Here is an 11,264-nt window from a genome sequence, read left to right on the forward strand (position 1 = left end):
ATCTACCTCCGCGATACGCGCAAAATACTATCTGACGTAATAGAGTCCATCGCATAATAACTGCCATTCATTAATTTACACAATTCCTTAGCTAAGCCGAGCTTGATAAAGCCCGTTTCCGTATCGATAACGATACAGTCTACTGGAAAGGTCCCTAAAATACGAGCCCATTGTTTCGCCTCCCCTACAGGGTCCTCAGAAGCCCCCGAAGTAGCACGACCATCGGTAATACAAATCATTTGAATCCGCTCCGCCGAATATCTGCGAAGCAATCTATCACACATAGTATAGGCGACTCGTAAACCTTGGGCTAAGGGCGTCTTGCCCCCCGTTGGCAATGTAGCTAACAGTCGTTCTGCTCGCTCTACACTACGGGTGAAAGGCAATAATACCTCTGCGGAGTCCTTGCGAAATACAATGAGTCCCACCGAATCACGGTGAACATAAGAGTCACGCAAGAGGCTCAAAATCGCACCTTTTGTCGCCTCCATGCGATGGCGAGCTGCCATAGAGCCACTGGCATCCACTACGAAAAGCTGATACGCACCAATCCTCTTTTCCCGAACCTTTCGGCGGTAATCTTGAGGTTTTACTACAATAGATAGCACTTTTAAATCATGACGCTCTGCTTGTGGGGCCATTTGACATAAGCATTCCGATGTAACAGATTGCTCCACTACATTTAATGGGGTATCTACCTGTAATTGTTTTACCCTTTCAACGGCCCGCAATCGTTGATACGGTGCGGCTGCACGCAATGTGTCAATTAAAGCCAAATCCTCTAAAGCCTGTTCATCTTGATAGGCTCGAATCATGCGCCCCCTATTATCCTTTGTTTTAGTCATGAGACGCCGACCAGAACCCTTACGATACTGACGGTCTACTGTTTTAGAAGATTGCAATTTCCATTGAAAGAATTGGTTAGCTATACGGGCAACAGTATCGGGTAAGCATAAAGAAGATATTCTATCAGATACATCACCTTGAGTATTCATTGAATCAGAAGTTCCCCGCTCATTCGCTGTAGACTCTAATGTTTCTGGATGATTGGATTCTCTTGATTTACCATCGTCAAAATCCATATCACTTGAGCCGGCATGACCATCGATATTTGAATTATCCAGCCCATTAGCGTTTAACTCATCAGAATGGGATTCATCACGCTTGGAATCTTCGGAATCAAAGTTATCAGAGTCGTCTACATCCGAATTATCTGTTGCTGTTTCAGTATTCTTCTGCGACTGGTTTTGTTCACTTGAATTATTTGATTCCTCTCCTTGTGAAGTCTGAGACTTAGATGTATCATTGCGCTTCATGCGATGAGGCAGTACATAGAGCGCGGCTCGTTCCGCATGTGACGGCTTGCAGTAAGAACTGCCATCAAGAACTGCCAGTGATTTCATAACTTGTAATAATACATACTCTGCTCCATAGCCCACGGTTCGAGCTTGCAATGCATAGGATATAGCCAGTGAAAGCATAGCATCAGGAACAGCTATAGATTGAACTCGTTTAGAATCTATTAGGCTCAATAAATCCTCAGATGAAGGCTCAATTTCATCTCGCCTTCGTTGCAACACCTTCACCTTAGTTTGTAGTGTAGGTACGTCCATAGATACATGCACATCTACGAGCTCCCACTCCGCATCATCTAAGGTTCTATCCTCATGATTTATGGTCAGTATCAGTAGTATTTGACGACGTTTTGCTTCTACCAATAGTGCATGGCGAACTTCAGGCGACAGAACGTGAGCATCATCGACGACCCAGCATCGATTACTCGTATCCCCTAATAAGCCAGATGTCATAACCATCTTGCCCTTTGCAAGGGATGCTTCAAAATCGATGGACTCTTGTAGTTGTGAAGTATCTATATAAACAGGTATCAAACAATATGGAATTTGCCATTTCTCGAGGCACTGACGAAGTACATAGCTTTTACCAACACCGGTACCTCCAGAAATAACAATGGTATGAATCTGGTCGTTTACAAGGCCTATTTCGAGGGCCTCTTGTACAGATGTTTCCATAACTAGCCCTCAAGCACTGCCGATACCACTGTATCAATGCGCTCCTCATCGTAACCTTGTTCTTCAAATGGCAAGCGACGTAAGCGATGTTTTAACGCTAATCGTGCCGCCACCTTGAGGTCTTCCGCTGTAATTTGGTTGCGACTGTGAAAGGCTGCATGAGCACGAGCCGTATGCATCATCGTAATGTCTGGGCGATGTCCATCAACGCCGACACCTGTGCTGATACTCGCTATTTGCAACAACACATCATCAGATGGGATGATGCCTGGCAATACTTCACGAGCTTGTAATAAACGTTCGTGCAGGCTACGTTCTGATTCCTTGTAAGACGCTACAAAGCTTTCAGCATTGTCGCCAAAGGCGAGGCGACGCTTGATTACCTCCATACGTTGTGCCGGGTCCTGTTCTCCATAGACCATAACAGATAGTCCGAAACGGTCTAGCAGTTGAGGTCTGAGGTCGCCTTCTTCAGGATTCATCGTGCCCACGAGGATAAAACGAGATGGATGAGAATGGCTCACCCCTTCCCGCTCTACCGTATTCACCCCCATAGCCGCCACGTCTAGCAAAATATCTACAATGTGGTCATCTAATAGATTAACCTCATCTACGTAAAGAATATTTTGATGGGCTGCGTGTAAAATACCCGGTTCAAAGGCTTTTACTCCCTCTTGCAATGCCTTTTCCAAATTTATGGATCCTACAACGCGATCTTCTGTAGCATTGATAGGTAGCTCAACAACAGACATCGCTGATGCGCCTGTTTCCATAGGAGGTAACAGATTCGCTAACGCACGTACAGCCGTAGACTTAGCAGTGCCTTTTTCGCCTTCAATTAAGACACCGCCGATTGATGGGTTTATGGCATTGAGCAACAAGGCCAATTTCATTTCATCTTGACCAACAATAGCAGTAAATGGATATAGCATACACCTAACCTCACTCAGATTCGCAATACAAAATAGTCACCATACATAATAAATCAATAACCTCTAGGAAAACGCTAAGTATCGTAATCCATTTTAACTATTTCAGATTTGGATCAATAGACATTTCTGAAGTAGTTTCGGTTTGTTTGAAGTTATCAATCTTTGTAGTTCCTTTTGGAAATACAAAGATACGTTGTTGTTTAAAGTACGGATCGTCATAGACCGCGGCCGATAAACGGAACGCATTTCGTAGATTTTCTGCCGTCAATACATCTCGAGGTGCACCTACATCAACGATGTGACCATCGCTAACCAAAACGAGTTTGGTGCAGTATTTTGCGGCTAACTCTAAGTCATGAACGACGATTAAAATCGTTTTACCTTCATCACATAATCTGCGCCCTTCATGAAAGATATCGTCAGCGTAGACTAAATCGAGAGCAGCCGTCGGTTCATCTAGTAATAGGACCTCTGTTTGTTGTGCCAAAGCCTTTGCTAAGAATACCCGTTGTCGCTCACCGCCACTCAGGTTTTGTACGGAGCGATTACGCAAGTGATAAACACCGACCTCTTTCATGGCCTGTTCGACGATAACCTTATCTTCTGGACCCTCTTGTTGCCACCATTTTAGATACGGATATCGAGCGGTCATCACTATATCGATGGCTTCATAATCGAAGGAAACATTGACGGACTGTTGCATATACGCCACATGATGAGCGATTTCTTTATCACTCAAAGAAGCGATGCTTTTACCATCCCACAAAACATCTCCACCAGACGTAGGATAGAGTCCACGCAAGGTTTTTAACAACGTCGTTTTACCGGAGCCATTAGGGCCGATAATGCCGACAAACTCACCGCTATCAATAGAAAAGGACGCATCCTTTAGAATGGTGGTTTCCCCTAATGTGACGGATAGAGATTGAACATCTAGTTTCATTAGGCCCCTCCTTTACTACGCAAGCGATGAAGTAAATAAAGAAAATACGGTGCCCCTAAGAGAGCCGTCATGATACCTACGCGAATTTCGATAGGTTGAGCGATGACGCGGCCTAATGTATCGCAGAATACGAGGAATAAGGCACCTCCAACAGCCGCCATAGGCAATAGTATTCGATGATCTGGCCCAACCAAAAGCCGTACAATATGAGGTACCACAAGACCTACAAAGCCGATGGATCCGCTGACACATACAGCGGTAGCTGTAACTACGGATGCTAGAAATAGGAATACCATGCGATATGCCATAACAGGCAAGCCTAAGGCACGCGCCTCTGTATCGCCCAGAACGAGCACATTCAAGTGACGACCGAGCATCATCAATATAACGCTGCCCGTCATGATAGGACCCACGGCGAGCAAAACGTGATCCCAACGGCGGAAATCTAGGCCCCCCACCATCCAGAATAGGAATTCACGCAAGCGATATTCATTAATCATCGTCAAAATACCCGATGTGAAAGCGCCGAGCAGCATACTAACAGCTACACCAGCCAGCAACAAGGTTGTGGTGTCGAGCTTGTTATTGCGCCAGGTTAACAAAATAGTAATCCCAACGGAAACAAAGGCCCCAACGAAAGCAAAGGCAGGCATGTAAAACATGCTAAGAGATGTTACGCCAAGAGCAATGGCGATAACCGCACCGAGGGATGCCCCAGCGGATACGCCCATAATACCTGGATCTGCCAATGGATTGGAGAATACCCCTTGCATAACCGCACCAGCCAGTGCCAAGGCGCCTCCCACGAGAAGTCCGATGATAAGGCGTGGCATGCGGATAAACCACAGTACAGCCTCTTGTTCAGCCGTAATCGGTTCTGTGAAATTCACAGGGATACCTATACCATTTAAGATACTTTGTATGCCCCCACCGATAGGAATCATAATGGTCCCTACGTGGAGCGCCAATAAACTCACAATACATAGCAATACCCCAATCAGAGTTATGGCCATGATACGTTGTTTCTGTTTAGTCATGAGAATTCCTTTCTAATTGAGGATACACAGTATGCATAACGGCTAACATCGCTTCACCAATATGCTGATTCATTGTATATAAGTACGCTGCCGGTAAGGGTTTAACTCGATTTTCCTTAATAGCAGGTAGATTTTGAAAGGCTGGATTCTTTAAATATCTATCCGCCAAATTCTTGTCCATTCCCTTATAGGATGGAATAAAAATATAGTCTGGATTCATGGCTAGCACACGCTCCTCCCCAAAGGGTATTCGTGGTGGTAATCCAATCCGATCAGGTGCATTATAGATACTCATATAGTGACACATATCATCAAAAAGGCTTCCTGTGCCCGTGTATCCGTCCATAGATGACACAAAGAGAACCGTCTTGCGCTGCTCAGTTGGAATAGATTCCGCTAGGTGCTTTATTTCATCTATTTCACGATGAATTTTCCGATTGTAAAAGCTACCCTTTTCATCTTCCCCGATAATATGAGCAATCTCCATCACATTCTGAATCACTCCGTCCACCGTAGAAGGAGTAGGTACCACAACAGTGGCTATCCCCATGTGCCGTAAACCATAGATAACATCAGCCGATATATAATCTGGCGCTATAACGAGATCCGGTTTCAAGGCTATAATTTTCTCCAAAGGATACGAACTCAACACAGGTTTTACCAACTTTGCGCGCTTTGCCTCTAGCGAATATTCCTCATAGGTAGACAATTTATTAATGCCCGCTAAACGCTCTGGTTCTATAAGTCCTAATAAAATTGTGTCGAACGCAGAGGATAGCGATAAAATCCGCTTTGGATGCTCTGGAACAGCAACTTGAACGCCATCGTGACTTTCCACATAACGAGTATATGGCGTTACATTTGCCTCCGATTGAGGTCCACAACCTGTTAAACATACACAAAGGAGTATCATCAAACATATGAAAAATCCAATTTTCTTGTTCATGATGATACTCCTTGTATAGTTCTAATTAGCGATTACATAAAGACTAGAATTTTTGAGTATAGCTGAGTTGGTAATTAAATGGTTCATCCCAGTATTCCCAGTCACCGTTGGAAATAACATTGTGACGGTTCAACAAGTTACGTGCATCTAGCCGCAAGGATGCGTTTTCATTGAACTGATACCCTACGTACGCATTCCAAGCTACGAGATTAGGATTAATGCCACCATCGCGGTTCTTCATCCGTTTTGTAACAAAGTTGATGCTAGTACCTGCAGTCCAGGTTGAGCTGTTATAATGGATTCCGCCTGTAAATTGCAATTTAGGGTTAGCTTGTTTCCAATAAGTCTTATCGATTTCTTGTTGTTTAGGATTGGAATACGATGCTCCCACAGTCATCTTCAAATGATCTGTTAATTTACGGCCATATTGGGCTTCGATACCGACATTTCTATAGCGACCACCATTTACGCGGATCGTATTTTTACCATTGCTATCCGGTTTCCAAGAGAAGAAGTTTTTAAAGTCCATATAGAAGAGCGCTACTTTCCAGCTATCTTTGTTAGTAATGTGTTTGTAGCCTAATTCATAATTCCAACCTTCTTCAGGTTTCAAATTACGTCCACTAACAGAGGCATAGCCTTTATTAATTTTCTTGAAAGTATCGCTTAAGTTCGGCATTCTAAAGGCTTTACCAACATTTATATACATGGATGATTCCTTGTTAATACGATGTTGTAATTGGAACTGAGGAATTAATACGCGTTGATTTTTCACAGGGTCTTTAATATCCGAATAACGCAAGCCTAAAATACTAGTCCATTTAGGATTAATCTGATAAGAGTATGTACCATAAACGGCATAACTATTGCGATGTGGATTTCCATAGTACGGACCAGATGTGGTGCGATATGTTTCTCGTTTACCAAGTACACCCGCAATAAAATAGTCCTTACCACCGCGGAAATCCCATTCATGTTGTACATCAAAACCATATTGTCGAGCAATATAGTTATTATCACTCAACGTATATGCCTTTTTGCTATGTACGCGACTTTTACCATACAAATCTCTATCATAGTAGAAGATTGTACCTGTAGTATTGCCATCTTTATAAACTAAAGACGCATTGTTTTTAGTATCTTTATAAGCATATGTTGTAGAGTGAAGCTTTTGCTTAATAGGATTCGTTTCTGTACTTAACTGTCCAAAAGAAGAATTACCTTCAAAGCGGCTAAAGTTCAAAGTCAACTTATCATTTAATTTACCGCTCATAAATACACCTAAAGAATTCCCTTTGTTACGAGCTGTATAATATTCATACCCTCTAGTATAACCACCGATATCTGAGCGGATAGGCGTTTCTGGGTCTTGAGCACCAAAAAAGTTACGTTCCACACCAATTAAGAAGCGAGGCGTGCCATAGTTAATTTGATAAGTTTGACGACCCATATTACCAAAACCTACCGTAGCAGAGCCCCCTTCTTTACTTGGAGTCTTCGTAATTACATTGATAACACCACTCATAGCATCAGAGCCATATAAAGCAGATGCTGCACCTTTTAATACTTCAATGCGTTCAATAGAGCTAGTCGGAATAGAGCTAAGTCCGCCCTTGCCATTGAGGTTCATCGGTACCCCATTCATGAGAATCAAGGAGCCCCGTTCAAGACCACGGATATTTACACGGCTATCCATAGCCCCATATTCTAGACCAGATGCACCATAGGAAAAAGACGTAATGCCTGGCACCATATTAACCGCATCAAATGCATTTTTAGCACCGCTATTGGCTATGTCTTTTTGAGTAATAACATCCATCGCAGCCGGTGTATCTAAATCTAAAAGGGCCATACGATTGGCTGTCACATTAATTGTATGGGTTTCAGATACTCCATTAGTTTCACTCGATGCAGCTGTAGTGGGAGTCTTATCAGCACTTACCTCTGCTGCATATCCATTCACAGACAATCCCATCAATGCTAAACCTACAAGTATAGATATACGTTGCTTAATTTTTTGTCTCATACCAAATGCCTCACTTAACACATATATACATTCACACAATTATATAAACTACATATTTGTATTATTACACATTTATTTGGCCCGCACAAAACCCATACCCCTACCACTACTGTATTTTTGGGGGATTGTATCACTAATACATATTAGAATTTTTGTGTATAACTTAATTCATAATTGAATGGTGCATCCCAGTATTCATAATCGCCATTGGATACCACATTATGACGATTCAAAAGATTGCGTGCATCGAGGCGTAATGTAGCATCTTTATTAAAGTGATACCCAACGTAAGCATTCCAAAGAGCAATGTTAGGGTTCAAACCACCATCGCGATTACGCAAGCGTTTGGTTACAAAGTTCAAGGATGTACCTGCATCCCACGTAGAGCTTTTATAATGAATGCCGGTTGTAAACTGTAACTTAGGAGCCGCTTGTTTCCAATAGGTTTCATTCATTTCCTTTTGTTTTGGATTAGAATAAGAACCACTTACACTCATTTTGAGTCGATCTGACAAATGTCTACTATACTCAGCTTCAATCCCAACATTGTGGAATTGACCACCGTTTACGCGAACCGTTGGGCGACCATTTACATCAGGTTGCCATTGGAAGAAGTTCTTGAAGTCCATATAGAACACGTCCACCTTCCAGCTATCCTTCTTATTAAGGCGTTTATAACCTAATTCATAGTTCCAACCCTCTTCAGGCTTAAGATTTTTACCACTTACTGCTGTGTATTGGCGGTTCACGCTACGGAATGTATCACTCAAGCTAGGCATCGTATACGCTTTCCCTATATTTAAGTACATCGAGGAATCTTTATTGATGGTATGCAACAATTGGAACTGAGGCGTTAACACATGTTGGTCCTTAATAGGATCACTAATAGCTGTATAGCGCAAGCCCAAAATGGCAGTCCATTTTGGATTGATTTCACGAGAATAGCTACTGTACACCGCATAGGTATTACGATGAGGCCGTGTATACACAGGGGCCTGTGTGGCGCGATAGGTTTCTTGCTTACCTGTAACACCGGCAATCAAATAATCCTTACCGCCTCTAAAGTCCCATTCATGTTGTACATCTATACCATATTGACGAGCTACATAACTGGTTTCGGTCGGCTTGAACTGTTTAGCACTATGAACACGGCTTTCACCACGCATAGTACGGTCATTATAAAACAATGTTCCCGTCGTATTGTCATCCTTATAAATCAAAGATGCATTATTACGGTCATCCTTGTAATGATATGTCGTAGAATGATGAGCCTGTCTCATAGGATTTGTTTCTGTACTAATCAGACCAAAGGAGGAACGGCTTTCAGCGCGATTATAATTTAAGGTTATCTTATCTGAAAGCTTACCACTCATGAACACGCCTAAGGAATTACCCTTGTTGCGCGTAGTGTAGTAATCATAACCCTTGCGACCCGTATAGTCATACCTCACAGGTGTAGATGGATCTTGAGTTCCCCAGTATTTTCTATCAATTCCAATAAGGAAACGATCAGTACCATAAGAAAGATCAAATCGCTTAGCCCCTCGATTGCCCACGGCTACTGTAGCAGAACCGACCTCTTTTGACGGCGTCTTTGTAATGATATTTATAACGCCACCCAAAGCTTCTGCACCATATAAGGTGGATGCTGCCCCCTTCACGACTTCGATGCGCTCAATCGCACTGGTAGGTATAGAGCCAATTCCGCTCTTACCATTCAAGTTCATAGGTACACCGTTTACAAGAACAAGTGCACCGCGATCGAGACCACGAATATTCGTACGGCTATCCATGCCACCAAAATCTGCGCCAGACGCACTAAAGGAATTAATGGTTACACCAGGTACAGTAGCGACCGCATCAAAAGCCGTCTTAGCGCCACTATTTTGTATATCCTCTTGGGTAATAACAGAAGTCGATACCGGTGTATCTAAATCTAATAACGCTGTACGATTAGCTGTAACATTTATGGTAACTTCTTCTTCATTATTGTTCATTGTTACATCTGCAGCATAACTATTAATTGACATAGTAGTTAATGCCATAAGCACTGCTACATAGACTTGTTTATTCATTCGTTTCATCATCCACGCCTCTTTTTTTAATTATTCCATATTATATATAATATTTAATCGTCCATTTGGTAATGTTTGTACCGTGGCGGACACGCCGTAGATGTGTCGGATGGTCTCCTCTGTCAATACTTCGTGAGGGGTCCCTGTACACACTACGGAGCCGTCTTTTAGGGCAATGAGACGGTCGCAATACATAGATGCTAAATTCAAATCATGAATAGCAGACACTACAGCTGCATCAAGGCGTTTTACAATCGTCATCAGTTCCAGCTGATACTTAATATCTAAGTGGTTTGTCGGTTCGTCTAGCACTAGGCATTCTGTGCGCTGTGCCAAGGCACGTGCTAAGATAACACGCTGCTGCTCACCACCAGATAAGGTATTAAAATTGCGACTTTCAAAATCACTAAGTCCTACTTGAGACAGCGCATGTCGAGCGATTTCATAGTCATCAATTTGATCTCTATCAAGCAGCCCTTTATACGGGGAGCGCCCCATGAGAACCATTTCAAGAACTGAAAAATCAAAGTTAACCGTACTATGCTGTGCTACTACAGCCATTTTTAAAGCCGTGTCGCGATGACTTAAGGAACTCATTTCAGTGCCATCAAAGAAAATCTTGCCGTTATTAGGTTTAAGCACTCGATATAAACATTTCAAGAACGTACTTTTACCACTCCCATTAGGACCTATAATTCCAACAAATTCCTTATTTCGTATATCTAGGGAAATATCATGGAGGATCGTTTTCGGGCCAAATGAGACTTGGATATTATCTGTTTGAATATTCATTATTCCCCTCCAAATCCGTAGTTCTTACGCACCAACATATACACAAAGGTTGGTGCACCAATGAGAGAAATGAGAATGCCGATTGGCAATTCTGCGTGAGGAATAATGCAGCGGCACAAGCCATCAGCAATAACGAGAAAAATGCTGCCCCCTAATGCGCTGAATGGAATCAAGGTCCAGTGATTCGTCCCTATTGTCATGCGCACAAGATGAGGAATCAAGAGGCCTACAAAACCAATCATACCCGCAGCGTACACCACAAAGCCAATAATAAGTGAGCTAATAATCAAATAGACTTGTCGATATCTATGCAAATCGCGACCTAAGGTAATAGCCACCTCATCGCCGAGAAGCATAATGTTTAAAACTCTGCTTTGAGACCAAAAGAATAGAATGCTCACGAGTACAACGATGGCAATAAATGGTAACATGTCCCATTTAGCGCCCGCAAAGCTACCCATCAACCAGTACGTAATAGTTTGG

At 42.7% G+C, this 11,264-nt stretch carries 9 protein-coding genes; all 9 read right to left on the reverse strand.

What is annotated here, in order from left to right; all coding sequences use genetic code 11:
* Positions 1-2 precede the first annotated feature (2 nt).
* Complete coding sequence (locus tag HMPREF1865_RS01125) at positions 3-2,030, reverse strand: VWA domain-containing protein (protein WP_060918918.1); 2,028 nt, start codon at positions 2,028-2,030, stop codon at positions 3-5.
* Between the two features lie 2 nt (positions 2,031-2,032).
* Positions 2,033-2,962 carry a magnesium chelatase ATPase subunit I gene (locus HMPREF1865_RS01130; protein WP_060918919.1) on the reverse strand — a complete coding sequence of 310 codons (930 nt, stop codon included), beginning with the start codon at positions 2,960-2,962 and terminating at the stop codon, positions 2,033-2,035.
* A gap of 97 nt (positions 2,963-3,059) precedes the next feature.
* Positions 3,060-3,905, reverse strand: a complete 846-nt coding sequence (locus HMPREF1865_RS01135; protein ID WP_060918920.1) for an ABC transporter ATP-binding protein — start codon at positions 3,903-3,905, stop codon at positions 3,060-3,062.
* Entirely contained in the window at positions 3,905-4,942 is a 1,038-nt protein-coding gene (locus HMPREF1865_RS01140; protein ID WP_060918921.1) for a FecCD family ABC transporter permease, read from the reverse strand. Before HMPREF1865_RS01140 ends, HMPREF1865_RS01135 begins: the two co-directional genes overlap by 1 nt.
* The gene (locus tag HMPREF1865_RS01145; protein ID WP_060918922.1) at positions 4,935-5,888 is read right to left on the reverse strand and encodes an ABC transporter substrate-binding protein; all 954 of its coding nucleotides are present in this window, start codon (positions 5,886-5,888) and stop codon (positions 4,935-4,937) included. Before HMPREF1865_RS01145 ends, HMPREF1865_RS01140 begins: the two co-directional genes overlap by 8 nt.
* A 43-nt stretch (positions 5,889-5,931) precedes the next feature.
* Positions 5,932-7,914: a TonB-dependent receptor plug domain-containing protein gene (locus tag HMPREF1865_RS01150; RefSeq protein WP_060918923.1), complete on the reverse strand. Its 1,983-nt coding sequence runs from the start codon at positions 7,912-7,914 to the stop codon at positions 5,932-5,934.
* A gap of 143 nt (positions 7,915-8,057) precedes the next feature.
* Positions 8,058-10,001: a TonB-dependent receptor gene (locus HMPREF1865_RS01155; protein ID WP_060918924.1), complete on the reverse strand. Its 1,944-nt coding sequence runs from the start codon at positions 9,999-10,001 to the stop codon at positions 8,058-8,060.
* An 18-nt stretch (positions 10,002-10,019) separates the two neighbouring features.
* Positions 10,020-10,781, reverse strand: a complete 762-nt coding sequence (locus HMPREF1865_RS01160) for an ABC transporter ATP-binding protein (protein WP_060918925.1) — start codon at positions 10,779-10,781, stop codon at positions 10,020-10,022.
* The coding region (locus HMPREF1865_RS01165; protein WP_155640497.1) for a FecCD family ABC transporter permease at positions 10,781-11,264 on the reverse strand (484 nt) is incomplete at its 5' end. The genes HMPREF1865_RS01160 and HMPREF1865_RS01165, both read right to left, overlap by 1 nt.

Source organism: Veillonella parvula (assembly GCF_001553335.1).
Lineage (GTDB): Bacteria > Bacillota > Negativicutes > Veillonellales > Veillonellaceae > Veillonella > Veillonella parvula_S.

What these genes read in the sequence shown, in the direction of transcription:
- HMPREF1865_RS01125 (WP_060918918.1), bottom strand. Translation starts at nt 2,030, where the DNA reads ATGGAAACATCTGTACAAGAGGCCCTCGAAATAGGCCTTGTAAACGAC.
- HMPREF1865_RS01130 (WP_060918919.1), bottom strand. Translation starts at nt 2,962, where the DNA reads ATGCTATATCCATTTACTGCTATTGTTGGTCAAGATGAAATGAAATTG.
- HMPREF1865_RS01135 (WP_060918920.1), bottom strand. Translation starts at nt 3,905, where the DNA reads ATGAAACTAGATGTTCAATCTCTATCCGTCACATTAGGGGAAACCACC.
- HMPREF1865_RS01140 (WP_060918921.1), bottom strand. Translation starts at nt 4,942, where the DNA reads ATGACTAAACAGAAACAACGTATCATGGCCATAACTCTGATTGGGGTA.
- HMPREF1865_RS01145 (WP_060918922.1), bottom strand. Translation starts at nt 5,888, where the DNA reads ATGAACAAGAAAATTGGATTTTTCATATGTTTGATGATACTCCTTTGT.
- HMPREF1865_RS01150 (WP_060918923.1), bottom strand. Translation starts at nt 7,914, where the DNA reads ATGAGACAAAAAATTAAGCAACGTATATCTATACTTGTAGGTTTAGCA.
- HMPREF1865_RS01155 (WP_060918924.1), bottom strand. Translation starts at nt 10,001, where the DNA reads ATGATGAAACGAATGAATAAACAAGTCTATGTAGCAGTGCTTATGGCA.
- HMPREF1865_RS01160 (WP_060918925.1), bottom strand. Translation starts at nt 10,781, where the DNA reads ATGAATATTCAAACAGATAATATCCAAGTCTCATTTGGCCCGAAAACG.